The sequence below is a fragment of the Mesorhizobium sp. Cs1299R1N1 genome, assembly GCF_037179655.1.
In the GTDB taxonomy this organism is placed as follows: Bacteria; Pseudomonadota; Alphaproteobacteria; order Rhizobiales; family Rhizobiaceae; genus Mesorhizobium; species Mesorhizobium salmacidum.
Genome location: NZ_JAPYKR010000008.1, coordinates 264928 through 283301, shown reverse-complemented (window position 1 = coordinate 283301; position 18374 = coordinate 264928). Strand labels below are relative to the sequence as shown.

General features: G+C 61.0%; 16 protein-coding genes and 1 pseudogene. 5 read left to right on the top strand and 12 right to left on the bottom strand.

The features are described 5' to 3' along the window. Positions 1-247 precede the first annotated feature (247 nt). Positions 248-892: a TetR/AcrR family transcriptional regulator gene (locus O7A70_RS19595; RefSeq protein WP_337141842.1), complete on the bottom strand. Its 645-nt coding sequence runs from the start codon at positions 890-892 to the stop codon at positions 248-250. Between the two features lie 118 nt (positions 893-1010). Between O7A70_RS19595 and O7A70_RS19590 the strand changes: the two genes are divergently transcribed. Beyond that, complete coding sequence (locus O7A70_RS19590) at positions 1011-1907, top strand: NAD(P)/FAD-dependent oxidoreductase (protein WP_337141841.1); 897 nt, start codon at positions 1011-1013, stop codon at positions 1905-1907. A gap of 21 nt (positions 1908-1928) precedes the next feature. Then, positions 1929-2401, top strand: a pseudogene (locus O7A70_RS19585) (methyltransferase family protein). Positions 2402-2404: 3 nt separating this feature from the next. Here the strand turns inward: O7A70_RS19585 and O7A70_RS19580 are convergent. Next, positions 2405-2635, bottom strand: a complete 231-nt coding sequence (locus O7A70_RS19580; RefSeq protein ID WP_140761456.1) for a type IV toxin-antitoxin system AbiEi family antitoxin domain-containing protein — start codon at positions 2633-2635, stop codon at positions 2405-2407. Positions 2636-3075: 440 nt separating this feature from the next. Between O7A70_RS19580 and O7A70_RS19575 the strand changes: the two genes are divergently transcribed. Together O7A70_RS19575 and O7A70_RS19570 are read left to right on the top strand one after the other, a co-directional pair. After that, entirely contained in the window at positions 3076-3366 is a 291-nt protein-coding gene (locus O7A70_RS19575) for a hypothetical protein (protein WP_337141840.1), read from the top strand. 156 nt (positions 3367-3522) lie between these two features. Continuing rightward, positions 3523-4296, top strand: a complete 774-nt coding sequence (locus O7A70_RS19570; protein WP_337141839.1) for a sulfite exporter TauE/SafE family protein — start codon at positions 3523-3525, stop codon at positions 4294-4296. 435 nt (positions 4297-4731) lie between these two features. Here the strand turns inward: O7A70_RS19570 and O7A70_RS19565 are convergent, their stop codons facing one another. The 10 genes from O7A70_RS19565 to O7A70_RS19520 form a co-directional block, all read right to left on the bottom strand. After that, positions 4732-6030: a VpsF family polysaccharide biosynthesis protein gene (locus O7A70_RS19565; RefSeq protein WP_337141838.1), complete on the bottom strand. Its 1299-nt coding sequence runs from the start codon at positions 6028-6030 to the stop codon at positions 4732-4734. Between the two features lie 103 nt (positions 6031-6133). After that, positions 6134-8056 carry a GumC family protein gene (locus O7A70_RS19560; RefSeq protein ID WP_337141837.1) on the bottom strand — a complete coding sequence of 641 codons (1923 nt, stop codon included), beginning with the start codon at positions 8054-8056 and terminating at the stop codon, positions 6134-6136. Positions 8057-8227: 171 nt separating this feature from the next. Beyond that, complete coding sequence (locus tag O7A70_RS19555; RefSeq protein ID WP_337141836.1) at positions 8228-8695, bottom strand: hypothetical protein; 468 nt, start codon at positions 8693-8695, stop codon at positions 8228-8230. A 108-nt stretch (positions 8696-8803) separates the two neighbouring features. After that, complete coding sequence (locus tag O7A70_RS19550) at positions 8804-10492, bottom strand: alpha/beta fold hydrolase (RefSeq protein ID WP_337141916.1); 1689 nt, start codon at positions 10490-10492, stop codon at positions 8804-8806. 59 nt (positions 10493-10551) lie between these two features. After that, positions 10552-13062: a glycosyl hydrolase 2 galactose-binding domain-containing protein gene (locus O7A70_RS19545; protein WP_337141835.1), complete on the bottom strand. Its 2511-nt coding sequence runs from the start codon at positions 13060-13062 to the stop codon at positions 10552-10554. Positions 13063-13103: 41 nt separating this feature from the next. Beyond that, positions 13104-14099, bottom strand: coding sequence for a DUF1839 family protein (locus tag O7A70_RS19540; RefSeq protein WP_337141834.1), 996 nt, complete (start codon positions 14097-14099; stop codon positions 13104-13106). A gap of 1 nt (position 14100) precedes the next feature. Then, positions 14101-15024, bottom strand: a complete 924-nt coding sequence (locus tag O7A70_RS19535) for an amino acid--[acyl-carrier-protein] ligase (protein ID WP_337141833.1) — start codon at positions 15022-15024, stop codon at positions 14101-14103. A gap of 1 nt (position 15025) precedes the next feature. Then, a complete protein-coding gene (locus O7A70_RS19530; RefSeq protein WP_337141832.1) occupies positions 15026-16231 on the bottom strand; it encodes an acyl-CoA dehydrogenase family protein in 1206 nt (401 codons plus the stop codon). 2 nt (positions 16232-16233) lie between these two features. Continuing rightward, positions 16234-16566, bottom strand: coding sequence for an acyl carrier protein (locus O7A70_RS19525; protein ID WP_337106329.1), 333 nt, complete (start codon positions 16564-16566; stop codon positions 16234-16236). Between the two features lie 47 nt (positions 16567-16613). Beyond that, positions 16614-17882: an oligosaccharide flippase family protein gene (locus O7A70_RS19520; protein ID WP_337141830.1), complete on the bottom strand. Its 1269-nt coding sequence runs from the start codon at positions 17880-17882 to the stop codon at positions 16614-16616. On the opposite strand from O7A70_RS19520, the gene O7A70_RS19515 reads away from it, so the two are divergent. Continuing rightward, a complete protein-coding gene (locus O7A70_RS19515) occupies positions 17869-18030 on the top strand; it encodes a hypothetical protein (RefSeq protein WP_181166167.1) in 162 nt (53 codons plus the stop codon). The two genes, O7A70_RS19520 and O7A70_RS19515, sit on opposite strands and share 14 nt — an antisense overlap. Positions 18031-18374 lie beyond the last annotated feature (344 nt).

Below are 18374 nucleotides of genomic sequence, written 5' to 3'. Positions count from 1 at the left end.
TACCCCTTGAGATACACCGAGGCGGCTGACGCTTTGAGGAAGAGGTCCCACCAAGCGACTGGAAATAAAGGCTTTTCTGGCCTTGTGATACCCGGTTCGATTTGTCGAACTTGTCTGGCCCGGGGAGCCACCGCCTCTTCTACGCCATGGCGCGATGCTGCGTGCCAGCGTGCAATTTCTCCCATACTCTTCGATCTCGATAAGTCCTGCTTCCAGAGTGTCAGAACATCGAGGATCCTCGTCTAGGCTATCCGCCCGCGTAGTCGTTGCCACCATGGGCGGCGATGAACATGGCGACGGCCGATCGGCAATAGGATTCGATTTCGTTGTCGTCCTCTGCTCTCGCCTGATCGAAGCGTGCGATAATCAAGAGATCGGATCCTTTGAAAAGCGCGGCGAACAAGCGGGCGGACCGGAGAGGATCGGGCACGTTCAGAACCGCCTTCGCGTGTAACTGACGCAACAGGGCCTCGATTTCGGCGATGATATGGGCGGGGCGGGCTTCGTAATGGAGCTTGCTTAACGACTTTTGATTGGTCTTGTCGGCCATGATCATGGCTTCGACATTGCTGACGTCCGGCCTCATCAGGGTGCGAAGCAGGGATGATCCCACCGCCATGAGCTGATCTTCGGCTGAACCGTCGACGCCCTCAAAAAGAGCCTGTGCAAACTGATGGCAGCCGGCCGCGATGGCCGCGCTGAACAGCGCCTCCTTGTTCTCGAAGTGCCGATAGATGCTGAGCTTGGATATCTTCGCTCGCTGGGCGACCTTGTCCAATGTCGTCGCTTGAAAACCCAATTCAACAAAGAGTTCGCTCGCGGCGTCGATGATCGTTTGGCCAAGCGCCTCGTTGGCGGGCCGGCCGCGCCGGCCCCGGCTGTTTTCAGTCACGACAATTCCAGTCCTTGACAGTATCCTAATTCCTGCATTATGATACCATATAGTATCTGAAATGCAAGTCGTTGTGCCCTGGGCCCAGCGCTTCATCCACAACACGGAGCCCATCACCATGGATGACGTCATCATCATCGGCGGCAGCTTTGCCGGTCTCGCCGGCGCCCTGCAGCTCGGCCGTGCCCGCCGCAAGGTCACCGTTCTCGATACCGGCCAGCCGCGCAACCGCTTCGCCGGCCACTCGCATGGCCTGCTCGGCCACGATCACAAGCCACCGCTGGACATCCTGGCCGAGGCGCGGCGGCAACTGGCGCGTTATCCCACGGTCAGGCTGGTCAATGCCCGGGCCGACAGCGTCTCCGGCGCCATCGACGATTTCGCGGTCGCTACTGAGGATGGCGAAACCCTCCGGGCGCGCCGCCTGATCCTGAGCTATGGCGTCATCGACCAGATGCCTGATGTTGCGGGCTTTGCCGAAGGCTGGGGCAAGTCCATCGTGCCCTGCCCCTATTGCGACGGCTTTGAAGTCGCCGGCCAGCATTGGGGCCTCGTCTGGTCCGGCCGGCAGTCGCACAATCAGGTCAGGCTGTTCCACGATTGGACCGACAGGTTGACGGTCTTCGCCGATGGTCATGACATTCCGCCCGATATCCGGGCCGATCTGACGCGCCGCAACACACCTGTCGTCGATGGCCGGATCATCGAGATCGCGCATCACGGGGGCCATAACGCCACCGTCAAGCTCGATACCGGCCCAAATGTCGCGGTCGACATCCTGTTCGCGCATCCGCGCAACAAGCCGTCCGCAAACCTCCATGAATCGCTGGGCCTCGCCACGATCGATACGCCACTCGGCATCATCCTCAAGGTCGACGAGCGCCGCGAAACCAGCACGCCCGGCATCTACGCCGCCGGCGACCTCGCCAACCCCCTTACGCCGCCATCGGTCACCCTGGCATCATCGCACGGCGCGATGGCGGGTATCTTCGCCCAGCAGTCGATGCTGGTTTGAGAGCAGAGATTGGAGAGGAGCATGGCCGTCGAACCGGACAGCGCGGGTTTGCGCTTCCCTCCGCCCTTCGTCTATCTGGGAGCGCTGCTGTTGGGGCTGGCGGTGGAGCGGTTCGTCCCCTGCGCTCTTTCGGCATCGACTGGCGGTTGCTGGCGGCGACGGGCGCTCTGCTGTTCGCTGCCGGCGCGGCGATAATGCTTGCAGCGGCGGGGCTGTTCCGGCGGCTGGGCACCAACGTTCCCCCGTCGCAGCCAACGACCCTCGTAGCAACGACCGGTCCCTATCAGTGGACCCGCAATCCCATGTATCTCGGCATGGCGCTTATCTATAGCGGCCTTGCCATCGGCCTCGACGGGCCGATCGCCTTCGCCTTGCTCCCGTTGGTGCTGATCGCGATCCAGACGCAGGTGATCGCCCGCGAGGAGCGTTATCTCGAAGCGAAGTTCGGCGACGACTACCGCCGCTACAAGGCCGAGGTTCGCCGCTGGCTCTGACCGTCAAGCAGCATCACGTTTGGCGGCGCGATATACTCCATAACCGACTTTGATGAGCAAGCCCTCATCGCACATCCGGGCTAGGTAGCAGCGGGGAATGCCGATTGCTGTCAGTTCAGCCGTTCGCACCTCGCCACGCTCGCGAGCGAGGGCCGCAGCTCGGTCTCTCAGCGTCGGCTTTGGCCCGCCAGCAAGGCGTAGGGCTTCTGCGCGGTCACGATCACGTTTGCGCATCTTCGTCACCGAGGGCGCATTCTGGCGTAAGGGAATCGCGAATTCGAATTTCTCAGCTTCGTCGATCCTGGGGAGCCAACATTCTCAAGCTATACAGGGTTTCCAGGAACGGCCGAAAATCGGCCGATTTACAGCATATCTACACAACTCGACTTCGCTAGGCCCCGATCTATACGGGAATCGCCCGGAGGAGAGAAATCCCATGGAACGCGTTTTTGATGATCTGATCGGCCTGCAGCAGCCGCGCTCGGGCCAGAATTGGCGCACCGCTGCTACTGATTGCAGCCGGACGCCGGTGTGTCTCAGTCAAAAGACATTTCTTTGCGTCGAAACGAAATCTTCGGGAACGCAGCGAGAAGCGCGGCGTTGGGACCATGAAGGGACGGCCGTCCCTGCCACCGCAAGGCCGGCATCGGACAGCAGGCATCGGAGTATCCATCATGCGAACTCTCATCGTCATTGCGGCGTTTTCGCTGCTTGCCGGCCCCGCGTCGGCAGCCGATCACCTGTTCACCGCTACGTCGGCCGGGGGCCTGACGACCTCGAGCCAGCCGTTCATGAACGGCATAAACAACAGTGCACCGACAGCCGACGCCGTGCCGGGCCAGGGCAGTCCGCTGTCGGGCGACGAGCATACCGTACCGGCCACTGATACGCAGACCGGTGCCTCACTCAGGACCCCGCCGTCGGTGACTCAGGGTAAGACGGCACCATCGGCCCACGCCCGGTAACAGCCTTGTCGCCTGGCGAACACGCAAGGCGACACCGCCACCCATCATCAGCGAGTGCCGCTCTCGGGTCCCAAGCGGACTGCACCGCCCGGAGACTGATCGTCACTCGCAACCGCTGACCGGAACCGGCCAGGCGCGCGGCACGTTCTCTGCCCGATGGACTGGTTCCAATTGATATTGCTCTGCGGCGCGGGCTTTATGGCCTGGACCCTCAATACGCTGTCGGCAGGCGGCGGCGGTCTGATGCTGATCCCGGCAGTGACCTTCCTCACGGGCAGCGCCGCCGTCGCTCCGGTGATCACGATCACCGAGTTGATGGGAAATCCGGCGCGGATCCTGGCGTTTCGCCGCGACGTCGATTGGCATATCGTGCGCTGGTATTTGCCCGGAGCCATCATCGGGGCGGCAGCGGGCGCTTGGCTGTTCGCCAGCGCGCGCGCCGATTGGCTGCAGATATTCATCGGCCTCTATCTGATAGGCGCGGTGTGGGAGTTCCGAGGCGGCGCGCGCGCGCGCAGCTATCAGGCACGGCGCTGGTGGTTCTTGCCCGCCGGGCTGATTGTATCCCTGCTTTCGGCGCTGATGGGCACGGTGGGCCCGGTGCTGAACTCACTTTACCTGAACTATGGTTCCAGCAAGGAGACCTTGGTAGCGACGAAGTCGGTGAACTCCTTCGCGACCGATGTGATCAAGATTGCAGTGTTTGCCGACCTTGGCGCGTTCGGCGGGCACGCCCTTGCCTTTGGCCTGGCGACCGGGATAGGCGCGGCGCTCTCCACGGTCGCCGCGCAGCCATGGCTTGGGCGGATGAGCGGACGCCAATTCCGGACAGCCGTCGTAGTGCTGATGGCCCTGAGCGGCGTGCTGATGATCTGGAAACAGAACGAGGTCATCATCGCGCTCTATCACCATCTCGCTGGCGGTCTCTAGCCAGCCTGATCGGATCCGCGCGGGGTTGGATCCGCGTTGATGACCTGACATCGACGTCGAGCATTATCAAGTCGCCCAGCGCCGGCTGCGACGAAGGATGCGCACATCCGCCGCCGCACCAACGGTGATGAGCGCTCCGTCCGGAGCATCGAGGTCTGGCTAGCTTAATCAGCTCGGCCCATTCTCGGCACCCGCAATCGCTCACGATTTATCCGATCACCTGCCATGCGCGACGGGCTGGGTCCAGCAATGGCAGGTCGTCGGATCAAGCGGACGAGACAGCTCGGCGCCGAATTGTCCAGCCTATGCCGAACAACGCCGCGAGCGAGGCTCGGACTGCTTCGCTCAGAGGGGTTGGCGCGCTCCCCTCGCCGCCCGGCCGCTGCGACCGGCTCCTGATAAGTGGTTCCGTAAGCAATTCCGGACGGAAACCGCTCACACCTTTCCTGGAATTGCTCTTCCTGGAATTGCCCTGGTCCTTGCCACAAGGGCCATTATCAGCACGGCCGGCATGGTCAGCATCGTCGTCTTGGCGCTTATGCCGACGCTGGTGGAGTTGATCAGCAATGCGAAAAAGAGCGGCAGGATCGCGCCACGGCCGCCGACCCGCAGCATCTCGATGAACCAGCTCAAGATGCCCAGCCACAGAACCGACGAGAAGACCAGACCATAGCGCAACAGGTGGCCAGCCCACGCGTTCTCGATACCCTCGCTGAGGCCGTTTATACGTACACTCGTCTCCAGTTCGTCCTGACTGAATCCGATGAGCAGTTCGCGCAGCCCGAAATTGTCGAACAGGCGAAACAACTGAATGCGAGTCGCCGCACTGCCGCTGTCATTGGTAAAACGCGCGAGGAAATTGTCGAAATAGCCGAATTGGTACATTGCCGCGACAGCGACGACGCCAAGCGGTGCAAGAACGAGAATGGCGAGCAATGCGCGCACTGAAATCGCGCCGCCGCGCATCAGCTTCAAAATGAAGAGCAGGCCCATCACCGCCGCCACGCCATAGACAACAGCAAACGAGGTTCGGGCGCCGAGAAGCGGCATCGTCGCCATGCACAGGAGTATGATGGGCAGGCGCCAGCGCGGGCTCAGCCCGCGAACATCTTTCACAGTCATCAGGATCACCGCGTAGACGCCAGTGACCAGCGCACCGGCAAGCGGGTGGCCAAGCAAAGCCGTGGCCCGATGATCCCAGGTCTGGACCCGATCCTCAATGAGGAAGGGAAACAGTCGCCACGACGTCAAGCCTTCGGTGATCGCAATCAGGCAATTGAGGACCATCAGCATGTGAAGGCAACGGGCAGCATAAAGCCGCAGCTTCTCGCCCGAGTCGCAAAACAGCATGGTAATAACGGCCGCGACCATCAGCGCGTCGATCAGGAAGGAGGCGGATTGATCGGGCTTGTAACGGGAGATGAAGTACCAGAGCAGCAGGCAAGCGGCGAGCAGGCTGGTCGATCCGGCGCAACGAACGAGAAGGGAGACCGCGTAGCCGACCGGGTTTCGATTGGCGAGCACCGCCAGGACCAGCGCCAGGCCAAATGTGTAGGTTGCCGGATGGATCTTGGTGACGATCGATCCGCTCGATGAATCATACGGGATGCCGAGAAAGTCGAGCGCATAGTTTGATAGGGAGAATAAAAGTACCGTGGCCAGCAGAATGAGCGGATCGACCAACTGCCGCCAGGACGCAGCGTCGCCTTGCACCTTTAGAGGGAAATCAGCCACGTTCAGCCGATACTCTATTGATCCCATTGTCATTGACTTTCAGTGGCCGCGTCGGACCGATGAATGCCTTTCGCCGCGACGCAATTTCTTGGCCAGGGGAACTTCATGCGGCCTGATCGATAGCCACGTCCTTCTCAACCGACACCACCGAAACATCCATGTCGCCATCGCCGGCCAACGCATTTAAAGCCTGGCGTTCGCGTGGACCAAACACACCGTCCCGCACCGCCAGCACCGACCGGCTGGAATATCCGGCAATCACATCGGCCATGGGACCGGGGCTGGCCTCGAGTGTCCCTCCATTGACAACGATGTGGTCATATTCCTGAATTATCGCGCCAAGGACCGCTTCCACTTTTCCGGGCGACAGGCGCGCGACGGTATCCTTGCGCCCGGCGTTGAGCATCTGAAGGCCCGATTTACGGCCGATCCGGATCGCTTTCGCGACCGGGGATTCACCAATTGCTAGTTCTGCAAGTCCGGCTATGTCGGAAGGTGCATCAGACGCGACATCGATGAAAATGACCTTCTGGTCGGCCGCCATTGCGTCTCGCGCCAACTCGAACGCGGCCTGACGGGCAAGGGCGGGATCATGGATGGAGACGACTGTTACAAGCCCGCCGGTGATGCCCGCCTTGGCAGGTTCCAAAGGCTGAGCCTGAGGACGCGCGGCGAGCGCGCCGGCAGCCAGATCCCGCAATATCGCGGCAAAGACGCCTATGAACAATCCCAACAGTCCGGCGGCGATAAGCAGCGGCAACTTAGGTGGATACGAGGACGAACTTGGAACCGCCGCTTCAGCGATGATACGGGCATTGGGCGGCGAAATATTTTCCTGCTCGGCGGTTTCCTTGGCGCGGACCATAAACGCCTCGTAGACGACCTTGCTCGACTGCGCCTTGCGCTCAAGTTCACGCAGCTTGATCAGATCCTGGTTGGTATCGAAGGAAGCTGTCTTGGCGGCATTAAGGTCTCCGGTGACCTTGTTCAGCGTGTCAACAGCTGCGCGATAGTCGTCTTGCGCGGCTTGCACCAGCCGCTCACTTTCCGCACGGATTGTCGCGCGAGCTTGCATAACCTGCCCTTCGGCAGCCGTGACGCGAGGATGACGCGGTCCAAGGATCTGCTGGAGTTCGGCCAGGTTTCGCTGCGCCTCGCCAAGCTGGGTGCGCAGGTCGACCATGGCGCTGTCGGTGCCGGTGATGACCGTGCTGACATCTCCGCGCGTCTTCAGCGCGGCCTGCATAACCTCGAACCGGGCCTTTGTTTCGTTGACTCGCGCAGCACTAGCCGACTGGCGAGCCGAAAGGTCCGTCAGTTCGCGATCGCCGAGCAATCGTCCGTCCGACTCCGAAACATTGTGGTCGCGCTTGAAGGCCTCGACCTCTTCCTCCGAGCTATTCAACTCGCTTTGCAATTGTGCGAGGCGGTCACGGATCGACGTGCTGGCGTCGCGTGCGGTGCCGGAAGTTGTTTCGGCCTGATAGCCCAAATAAGCGGCAGCCACGGCGTTCGCGAGACGAGCCGACTTGATGGCTTCTTTGCTGGTGACGCTGATCTGAAGCACGTAAGTGTTTTCGGGCCGCACGACCTTGGTCGCTTGCGCCAGCGCTTCAAGCGCAATGACTGAGGGATCTTGCCCGCTTTTGATGGCGGATATGAATTCGGGATCCGTGGCAAGGCCGCTGCTCTGGACAACCCGCTTGAGCACCGCTTCCGAGGTGATCACCTCGATCTGGCTTTCCACCAGCGCCATGTCGGAGCCGAAGCCTTGCTGCACCACCTCGTTCTGCATGACCCGCTGCTCACGCGGATCGATAAGGATGCGCGACGTCGCTGTGTACCGCGGCGAAATCAGGAACAACGCCAACAGTCCCAATGCGACGAAGGTCAGCGTGAACGAAAGAACGATCCAGCGCCGGCGGATTAGCGTATCGGCAAGGCCGAGCAAATCCACCGAGGTATCGACCTGCGCTCGCCTGGCGGCAGATCGATCGCGTGAAATGCCGCCCATGGAGGTCGCCATAGTCTCGTCTCCACCGCACTAAAATCATCGTGCGCATATCGCCAACATCCATGCGCGGATATGCTTAATATCGGGTTACAGGATATCCCTCGACCGAGATGCCGGCGTCACCCTCATCGGGAAGACGCCGGTCAGGGCGAGGTCTCAGTCCGGGATCTGACTTACATCTGGTCAGCGACGGATATGCTCCCAACGGGAGGCCGCATGCGGTTCCTCAATCGTGCCGTAGTCCGTGGAAGCACCCTTCGGAAATCCCCGTCCGGCATAGGCTTGGCTTGCAATTTTAGCTTGTCCGTTGCTTGAAGATTGCATCAGTTCGGCCACGCTGGCCTGCAGTTCGGCGAGCTCGGCATGAATGCTGTGGATTGTTTCAGCGGTATTCTCATCCTGGTCTTGGAATATCTCGTTGTCATGAGGAAAGTAGTCCAGTTCCAGTGGATCGAGGAGCCGTAGTCTAGCAGGCGAGCCGGCAAAATCGTCATCCCCGTAGATCACGCCGGTCTGTGAAGCCGCTAGATTGCCGCTCCTCTTGCGCAGCAAATTGGTGATCAAGGACAGCAATCTCAATTTTTTCTCGCTCGACGGTGGCAAATCTGAGTTTTCACCCGCCCTGGCGGCTGTGTTTCGCGCGTTGGACATTCCGCGATATCCATGAAGATAAAAAGCCTCTCCCAATTGGTATGCCAGTTTGGGAAATAAAGAATTAAAGTGCCGGCTGTCGATTGGTCGTCGAGCAGGCCCCAGGTCCTACCGCCCATCGGCGGCGGGGCTCAATAAGTGTGTGACGTGCTCGACAAGCCGAGAGCGTGCATGGGCCGGCGTCAATGTATGATCGGCGGCATCCAGACGCACGAGAGTGATACCTTGCATGCGCCTCAAACGCTCGCCGTCCGGCCCGAAGTGACGGGCAATTTCATCCAGGCTCCGATCGTTTTCGGCGCTTACCACCAAGACGCGCGTTCCACGCGCGGTCAGATTTTTCATCCAGGTTTCCACGGACTGGCTTCCCGAACCGCGCCTGCGCCAAAAGTTGGACGTCGTGGATTTCGACAATTCCAGGCCGAAGCGCAGGGCGCGCCCGCCAAGTCTGGACAGGAGCGCTTTCAAGCGAGGTGATCTCAAGGCCGTTCCGTGTGAATGCGGCTCAGCCACATCCGCCTCGCCGGCGCCGTCCTCGGGTTTGAGTGAGCCACGCGCATTGTCCCTGACTTTCGACAGTTCCATGTCCAGGGCATATGAACTGTTCCATGCGAAGCACAAAGGATTGACCATGGTGAGCGAGGAAATACGGCGATCGAAACGCGCGGCATGGAACGCCTGATAGGCCCCGGCGCATGTGCCGATCGCGCTGACCTGATCAAATCCATACTGCTCGAGCCAGTTTACAATGCGCAGCATGTCATCGCGACCGCGCTCATCGTAGAGAAACAGCCGTTTCTCGTCCGGCGTCCCACTCTGGCCGAGGCCCGGCAGATCGACCCTCAGCGAGGCTATGCCATCTCGGGCGAGTGAACGCGCCATGTCGACCGCGCCACGTGCCCAACCGATATGCGGTATCGCGCCGGCATTGAGGATAAGGGCGACCTGTCCCTTGGGCTTGGCCTGGGCAGGCATGCACAGCACGCCGCAAATCTCCGGTGCGGGCGCGAGCACCAGTGGCCATTCGTTATATCCACCCTCCGCCAGAAACACGGGCGCGGTGGCCACCGGCTCGTGGGAAGCCGCGCCGACGGGCTTTCGGCGCTCGACTGCCCACCCCACGACCATCTCAAGGGTGGATTGCGGGATGTCGTTGGCGGTCGGGTTGCTCATCAGCCGGGCAAAACCGGCAAATGTCTCGATCCGCACGCTGCCACCGGCCGCGGCCACGCCTTCGGCGAGCGCCGAATGCGACGTGGCGGGTTGTGTCGTCACAAGCAGAATATCCTGGCGCAAGGAACCGGCGAATTCACGCCACTCAAGCGTCCGCAGATCCGCGATCGTCTCGGCGCTCATCCTGAACCCGGCGGTTTCGATGCCGTCGAATGGCTCGACCTCAGTGTCGTATGGCGGCAGGGCTGCGTCGATCATTCTCGCCAGGCCTGCCATCTCGCGCACATAGGCCTTGCCCGATATTGGCGGCGCAAGCAGTGCCAGACCGGCAACGTCATCCCGTCCGCCCATGGCCGATGGAGCAAGGAGAGCACCGAGACGGAAGCCGATCACCAGCACATCGGTCACGCCGGTTTCGGCTTTCAGCCGCCCTATCGCCGTCTCGATGCTCGACACCCAGGCAGCCACGCGATGGGGCTCGGTGTGATCGCCGATGGCGTCTCCACAGCCTGGATAGTCGAATTGCAGAACGGGTAGACCAGCTTGGGCCAACCGCCTTGCCATCAATGTGAGAAAACGCCGGCTGCAAAGGTCTTCGAAACCGTGCGCGCCCGCTATAACCACGCCCCGGCTGCCCCCTGCGGGATGAACCCAGCCGACAGTCCCTTCGAAAACGATCGGCCTCACGAAATGCCCCTGGCTGCACCCATTTTAGGGAACGGCTCGGTCAAGTCGAAAACAACAGGTCGCTGCGCATTGAGGGCTGTAACGGTCCCGGTAGGCATCGGTGCGCCCGTCAGCGCGACCAGCCTCACTGTTTTTTCGCGACCAGGCAACAGATGAAAATAATCCTCTTCGGCCCGATAATGGGGACCGCCGACATGGACATAATACGCGGCCCTGTCGCAGGCGAGCCGAAGCCGCCAGCAATCGCTGCCAGGTTCGATCTTGGCGCGAAGGCCGACATCGCACGGTTTCGTCATGACATTGGGCAGAACATGGAAGGCTTCCGCCAACTGGGTTCCCTGCGAATCCGTAAACTGCCCCACGCTCAACTCATGCGCAACCGGACCGAAGCGGTAGGCGTAAGAGATATCGAAGAACGCACCGAACAGCTCGAAGGCCGAAACCGTCACGGCATCATGCGCCGCAACCGCGATCTCGCGTTTGCCTGTGACGACCGGTGTCAAACCATCGCGCAGGCAGGTCAGGGTGAGCCTGCCTTCAACCAAATCCGGTCCATCGTTGATCACATGCACATGGAGGCCGTTCAAGCCTTCATCGCTAAGGATCAGGCGCAGCGGACGGAAGGCCCGCTTCATCGCATGCCAAACTGATTTTGGCCGGCCGGTCGCATCGATCGCGCCCCAGCCGGCGCCGACGGCCAGATCTTTCCAGAACAAGGTCAGTGCACCCGCCGTCGGCGAGGCCGGTCGGCGCCATTCGTCAATCGTGCGCTCCACAATCTCGGCCGTCACGGCACGCGAGAGGTCGAGGTAGCGTGCACCGTCCTGCAGCCTCAACGCACGGGCGTCGACGCCGAAGACGTTTTCCAGATAGTGGTCGCGTACATCCTCGAAATCCCAAGACGCCCCAACGTCCCTCGGCGTCGCGGCCTTCCAGCCTGGATCATGCACGGGCGCAACGGGCAGGAAGGCGTCCAGCGTCTCCTGATCCGGCACGTTGGCGAAGGCAAGGCACTCGCTGGCGAAGCGGACCTCGGCACGGCGCGCATCCTCCAGCGGCCGGCAATAAGCGCCCACGCCATAATAATGCACGGGTCCGGCTTCAGCGGTGAAAGGCAAGCTGCCGCCATGCGGCGAGGAAGCAACCTGCACGAGATCAGGTCTAATGGCGTCCGCAAGCGGCCTCACCACGGTGTCGAACCATGGCGTCGGATCCATGGACGCTGGAATTCCCATCATCGACGCCTGCTGGGCGATTTCGCTGCCGCCGCAAATCACAGCCAGCGAAGGCGAGTGCCGCAATCGTCGCAGCAATGCTTCTACTTCCGCCGCCAGCGCAGCGCACCATTCGTCATCCCGGGCGGGATAGTCGAAATTCGCCAGCATCAGATCCTGCCAGACGAGTATGCCGAGTTCGTCGCACAGGGCATGAAAGGCGTTGGATTCATAGACGAAGGGGCCGGCGACACGCAGCATGTTGACACCGGCATCACTTGCCAGGCGCAAGGCGGCGTCCAACGGCGCCGCGCTCCCGTCCAAGGACACTATGTCCGACGGTGTCCAAACCGCGCCGCGACAAAAGACCGGGATGCCGTTGACGATCAGCCGAAAGTCGCGCCCGTCACGGCCGCGATCCAGCTCCAGGCGTCGAAAGCCGACACGTCCGAGGTTTACCTCGTTACTCCCGATGGTAGCGCTGACACCATGAAGATCCGGCGTTCCATGGCTGTGCGGCCACCAAGCCGCAACGTTGGCGATGTCAAGGCGCGCATTCAGCTTCTCGCCATCGCCGGTGAGCGTCGCGGTTTTTCCGGCACAGCTGATAAAGGCGGTTTCGCCGTCGACAAGCGGCGTGAAGAGCGTCAGCTCGACATCGAGCTTGCCTGTAGTCCCTTCGAGATCGGAACGCATGTCGACGTTAGCGACGCGCGAAGCCAAATTCTCGCGCACCAGCAGAACCGGCCGCCATGCGCCGACGACGTCGAAGGCCGGGCACCAGCCCGGCATGTGGCCAAGCAGGGTCGTGCGAACGAGCCGCAAGCGCTGATCGTCAATCATGCGCGCCTTCCAGCGGGCCCGCGGACCCTTGAGGCCGTCCATATAGGCGTCAAGACTGCGAAACGCGATGGCAAGCATTTCGCCGCCTTTCAGCGTCAGCGACGTCTGACACGGCGCGAACATGGAGGTGGAGACAAGGACCAATCGATCGTCGATGTAGATTTCGGCAATCGTCGCAAGGCCTTCGAAGACAAGCCGCACCGGCCCGCTGGCTTCAAGGCGACAGCGATACCAGATGTCCTTGTCGTGCAATGGCATCGGTGCTTGCCGATCCCAAAGGCCGCCCGCCTCGAGCGCCGCCGCCGCGGTACCAGGACATGTGGTGCGCAGCCATGTTGCCGAAGGGTCAGCATCGCTCGGCCCGCGCCATGCGCCAGCCGGTGTCAGGGCAAGCTGCCATCCTGCTTCCAGCAACTCAGCTGAATCGGCGACGGAGATCACTGTCGTCATGGATCTGATCCAGGCTACGGCAGCCGAATTCCGCTCGCCGTTCAGGCCGCCTCCGCCAGGGTTGCCATGCGCGCGTCAAGCACGTTGATGATAACATCATAAGCGCTGGCCATCGGTTCCAGCATTGCCTCCAGGCCATCGAAACGCCCGCGCGCCATGGCCCTGGCGAGTTTGAACTGCATGACCTTGGCGCCTTCGGCGATATCGCCGGCGGCCTTGGCCGCTTGCTCGAAACTCTCGCGGCGATTTTTCCCGAGCCACTCCAGATGGCTGCCGAGAAGCTCGAAATTCGCGCCTAGCTGCCGCAACGTGTTGAAGGAGTAGATATGAAAATACTCCGGCGGGCGGTGGACCAGCATCTCGACATGGCGGCCGAACGCAGCAGCGTAGGATCGCAACGGATTCTGCTTCGGGCGGCGTGACAGGTGATGTGAGAGCAGTGTCGCGGCTGCTCGTGCCATGTCTTCCGGCGGCTGCGTGACGCCGAATTTCACGAACTCCGCGTAGGGAAACAGTGGCAACGAGCCCGCGCTCGCAAGGTCCGCGCCGCCGAAGATGCCTTCATAGTCCTCACCACCCAGTGCGAAGACACCATCATTGTGAAAATAGACCATCCGCTGCGTCCGCGGATCGATCTCATTGATACCGATGGTCGTCTTGGAATGGGCCGCGCGATAGGTGATTCCCCTTGTGTCGGGCAGGTAGAAAGCATCGACTTCCACCAGCGGCAGGCGTCCGAGGTCGATCTGCGTCGCAACATGCGTTTCCAGCCGGTCGAAGATCGCCAGTTCCTGGATATCGAGACCCGCAAGCCGCTGCAGATCGGCGATCGGAAACTTGAAGAAGGTGAACTGATCGCCTTCGAAATCCTGGGCAAGGGTAAAGCCGAGCGCGGCCACCGGGTCATGGCCGGTCGCATGCATGACTTCAATCAGCAGGTCGACGTAGCAATTTGTCTGCGGCCAGCGCCGTTCGGCGCTGTGCAATTCATGCGGCCTGTAGCCCGCCGGGTCGAGACCGGGGATCACGGCGTTCATGTCAGGCATCCCAGAGAACCGCACGGACAGCCGGCGGCCAGGCATTAACGTCGGGGCCATGATGACGAAACAGCGCCAGCGCCACACGTTCCAGGCCGAAGCCGACGCAGGCCGAATGGCACAGGCTGCCATCGGCGAACTTCAATCCCCAGGTTTGGCCGAAATGATCCTGGTGATAGTTGAAACTCAGGCAGGCCGTCGGCTTTTCCTGGCTGCTTACCGGTATCAGCAGCTCGAACTTCAGCCCCTGGTCGCGCTGGTTGTTGGCCAGCATCTTGCCGCCGCGGCCGAAGAACGGGTCGTTGGCGAGATCCAGCTCACAAGGCAACTCCAGCGACTCGATCATCGCCTTGCCACGCTCAAGCCAGCTCTGGCGAAACGCATGCACATGATCGGCCGTACCGATGCAGACGAATTCCCGCATTCGGAAAAGCTGCATGCGGGCCGGGTCCTGCGACGGCTCATGCCGGAAACAATAGGATGAGAGTTCAAACAGGAGACCGTCCATCGGAACCGGTCCGCGTGCGGCGACCGTCGGATAGAGCGGATAGCAGGCGGCAGGCGTCAGCGCCAACTCCGTTGGCTGCTGCAGTTCAGTCCAGTCCTGGCCGGCATCCATCATGCCAAGCAGCTTGGCATGGCCGCGCTCGTCGCCCATGAAGGAGTGCACGCACCCGGCAAGCTGCGGAAAGCTTTTCATGTAGCCGCTTTTTTCCAGCGTCGCGCGGCTCATGCCTGGCGGAAAGTGGATACGGGTAGGCTTGTCGACCGCGCCGAGGCGCGTGACCAGGCGCTCGAAACGTTCGATGACTTCCTCGAACATGCCGGAGCGGCCATAGAGGCCGTCGACGCCGGTCTCAAACAGGATGCCGTTATCGAACAGCTTGTCGAGCAGGTCCTTTGAGGTGAATGTCCCGGTATCCATCTCAACCTCCCAGCCTGGCATCGAAGCGGCTCATCAGAAGCAGCGTCGACGTGTTCGCATGAATGCGGTCGTTCGAAATCATCACTGTAGCGGAGGTGATGTCGCGCAGATGCCGGCCGACGCTGAACGGCGTGCCGTTCTTATAGCCAAGGATGCCGCAGATCAGCATTGCGAGCCGCACGACTTCGCCCGCCTTTTCACTCGCGGCCACCTTCAGCGCGTTGATTTCAGCGGCAAAGCCTATCGAGGAGAGATCGTCCTCATTGCGTTCGGCGATTTCGAAACGGCGGATGGCGGCAACGAGATGTCCCTTCATCTCCTGCAGCTTGGCGGCTGCCTCCGACAGGCGGAGCGCGCCTGGCGGCGTCAGGTTTGGCTGCTTGCGGGCGGCTTGCTTGACGAAGGCCTGGGCACGCGCGAAGGCATCGGCCGCAATGCCAAACCATGTCGCTGCCCAGTAGATGTGCGAACTCGCCAGCATTGATTGGGCAGCGATCTCCGAAAACGGCTTGGTGAATATCTGCGCGGCATCGCCGGTTGCGGTCAGCAGAAAGCCGTCGGAACAGGTGCCGCGCATGCCGAGCGTGTCCCAAACGGACTTGCGCTCCAGCGTGCGGTTGGCGTCGGCGGGTATGACGATCATGGACTGGTCGGTGCCGGCTGCATCCGGTGCCCGGCGCGCTGTGGCCAGGATGGCGTCGGCAAAGGCGCCGTAGGAAATCACGGTCGCGTCCTTGGTCAACGAGAAGCGGCCATCGATGACGTTGAGCGCGCAGATAGAATTGCGAAGATCGCCACCAATGCCCGCCTCGGAGGTAGCGGATGCCATCAGCAGCTGCTCGCCGGCAATGCGACGCATGTAGGCACGATGCCATTCGCTGCCAGTCCCATGGCTGGCCAAGCTCGCAATCTGAATCTGGTGCATGCCATAGATCATCGCGCTGGAACCGCAGGCCTGCGCCAGCTGGACGATCAGGTCGGCAATAGCGGCATGGCCCATTCCCTGGCCGCCGAATTCAATCGGCACAGCCACGCCAAGAAGGCTTTCCTGCTTCAATGCATCGAAGACTTCGTGGGGGAAACGGGCGTCGCGATCGACGGAATCGGCCGCCTTGGCCGCAACCTCGGCAACACGGGCCATGCGCGCCGTTGGGGCGTCACGGTGCATGCCGGCAGGGGTGACGCCAATTGCTTTCGCGACATTCATGGTCAGACTGCCTGCTTCGCAAGTTTGGAGACCGCCTCGGCGATGTTGGCAAGCGAGGCGAATGTTCGCCGTGTCAACATTTCCTCTGGAAATTCGGTGTCGAATTCCTCCTCGATCGCCAGCATGATCTGGACGGAAGCGAACGACGTCATCCCCGCATCATAAAGGTTGTCATGATCGGAGAGTGTTTCGATGTTGAATGAAAGCGCCTCGTTGCGGGCGAAAAGTGCACGAATACGATTGATCATCTGTCCAAGTCTCCCTGTCTGGAAGATACGCTTCAACTCTAGCGGCGCAGTTAATGCGAAATCGTATCCGCGATTATGCTTAACCAACGACTTCCGGATCCATTATAATGCCAATGTTTCACCCCGACGCACCATCAGGCATCCAAGGATGCCGACTTGGCGGGCGCAGCGGAAAGGTCACGATCGCGAAGCAACGTGCCCTTTTCACCGCACGTCCGGCCAATGGCGAAGCGGGTGAACCCGATATAGACCACCGTCTGCAGTGACCAGGCGATGGCGCGGGCTATAACGATGCCGAGAGCGCCGCGATCTTGCAGAAACCACGTTGCAATGATGAATGTCAGCGCCCATCCAGCCGTGATCGAAAGCCCGGTCCACATGTAACCGGAGGACACCGGGACCTGTCCGAGCGGCAGGGCGGCGGCGATCATGGCGGCCGCGAGCACCACGATCATGAAAATCGGCCAGTGCTGGGCGGGATCGAGCTTGAACAGCACAAGGAACCAGTTGCCGAACGTCATCATGACCACGACGAAGCCTATGGCTATGGCTATATTGGTGCCGATGCCCATGCCAAGCACGTTGATCACACGCCGGCGGTCGGCCTCGCCGAAGCCGGTCGACAGCATCGGGATAACCACTTGCACCACGATCTGCGGCACGAACAGCAGCAACGTCTCCAATTGCATGGCAATGAAGTACAGGCCGACCTGGGCAAGACCGTCGGGATTGTTGACCACCATCGCCGTGCAGATCCAGTTCACCGGCTCGTACAGCAGGCTGGCAAGCAGCGCCGGCACCGCATAGCGTGTAACCAGCCGCCACTGCGAAAATGCCTCCCGGAACGCAATCTCAATACCGCGCCGCCGAAGCGCTGCCACTACGGCCGGATAGGCGATGAGGCATCCACCCAGATAAGCGCAGCCCAAGGCGATAAAGCTGCCCGAGAGGCCGTAAAAGTAAAGCCCGACAGGCACCAGCGTGATCATCAATCCGCCAAAGATCACGTTGAGGCGAGCGATGGTCCTGAAGGCCTGGATACCGCTCAGGATAGCCGTCTGGACCGTGTTCATCGCGTTGACCACAATCACGGGCGCGATGATCTGGAGATAGAAAGCGAGTTCCGGTTGCTTCAGCAGCCGACCGGCGATCTCATGCGCGAACAGGAAGATCATCAGGCCGATCAATGCCGCGGCGCCACCGGTGAGGAGGAATGCCATGCCGGCCAGGCGGCCCGCCGTGGCGGGGTCGTTTATCGAGTAGGCGGCGATATTGCGCGTCGCCATCAGGCTCACTCCGGCCGATGCCAGCAGGCTGCTCGACATCAGTGTGCCGTAGGTCACTCCGAATTTGCCGACGAATTCAATGCCGAACCAGTGTGAAATCAAAATGGTGGTGATCATCGGCGTCAGCCGAACGATCACCGTTCCAAAGGTCGACCAGAGCAGCCCGGCGCTGAATACCCGAATGTCTGCGGATCGACCGATCAATGTTCTGAGCGACGCAATCAATTCTCGTCCTGTCGATTGGATAATTCTCGCCGACTGCTAACAGGAATGTATGAGCTAAGCGATTACCGCCGAGGCGACCGGTTCGAAAGGTTAACGAACTCTCTGCGCTTGCCTCACCGCCGCCCGAGAAAACGCGATCCATAGGGTATGAAGAACGTCTGTCTGAGGTATTATAGAGGATTGCTAGACCATTCCTTAAGTCGTGCCGGATAAAGTAGTTTGGAACCTGGCATGCATACCCAACAGTTTTCTCAACGCAGATTGCCAGCAGCCGGCGCCAAGGGTCGCGAGAATGAACTCACGGTTGAACACGGCAGCCGATGGAGAGGCACAGGCTGTCTGGTCCGACAGACCTTGTGGTCGTTTCGAGGTCGCCGCTTTTAC

Excerpts from the sequence above, each read along its gene's own strand:
- O7A70_RS19555 (WP_337141836.1), bottom strand. The coding sequence starts at position 8,695 with ATGTCCAACGCGCGAAACACAGCCGCCAGGGCGGGTGAAAACTCAGAT.
- O7A70_RS19535 (WP_337141833.1), bottom strand. The coding sequence starts at position 15,024 with ATGGATACCGGGACATTCACCTCAAAGGACCTGCTCGACAAGCTGTTC.
- O7A70_RS19545 (WP_337141835.1), bottom strand. The coding sequence starts at position 13,062 with ATGACGACAGTGATCTCCGTCGCCGATTCAGCTGAGTTGCTGGAAGCA.
- O7A70_RS19575 (WP_337141840.1), top strand. The coding sequence starts at position 3,076 with ATGCGAACTCTCATCGTCATTGCGGCGTTTTCGCTGCTTGCCGGCCCC.
- O7A70_RS19560 (WP_337141837.1), bottom strand. The coding sequence starts at position 8,056 with ATGGCGACCTCCATGGGCGGCATTTCACGCGATCGATCTGCCGCCAGG.
- O7A70_RS19540 (WP_337141834.1), bottom strand. The coding sequence starts at position 14,099 with ATGAACGCCGTGATCCCCGGTCTCGACCCGGCGGGCTACAGGCCGCAT.
- O7A70_RS19515 (WP_181166167.1), top strand. The coding sequence starts at position 17,869 with ATGGTGGTGATCATCGGCGTCAGCCGAACGATCACCGTTCCAAAGGTC.
- O7A70_RS19530 (WP_337141832.1), bottom strand. The coding sequence starts at position 16,231 with ATGAATGTCGCGAAAGCAATTGGCGTCACCCCTGCCGGCATGCACCGT.
- O7A70_RS19570 (WP_337141839.1), top strand. The coding sequence starts at position 3,523 with ATGGACTGGTTCCAATTGATATTGCTCTGCGGCGCGGGCTTTATGGCC.
- O7A70_RS19580 (WP_140761456.1), bottom strand. The coding sequence starts at position 2,635 with ATGCGCAAACGTGATCGTGACCGCGCAGAAGCCCTACGCCTTGCTGGC.
- O7A70_RS19520 (WP_337141830.1), bottom strand. The coding sequence starts at position 17,882 with ATGATCACCACCATTTTGATTTCACACTGGTTCGGCATTGAATTCGTC.
- O7A70_RS19590 (WP_337141841.1), top strand. The coding sequence starts at position 1,011 with ATGGATGACGTCATCATCATCGGCGGCAGCTTTGCCGGTCTCGCCGGC.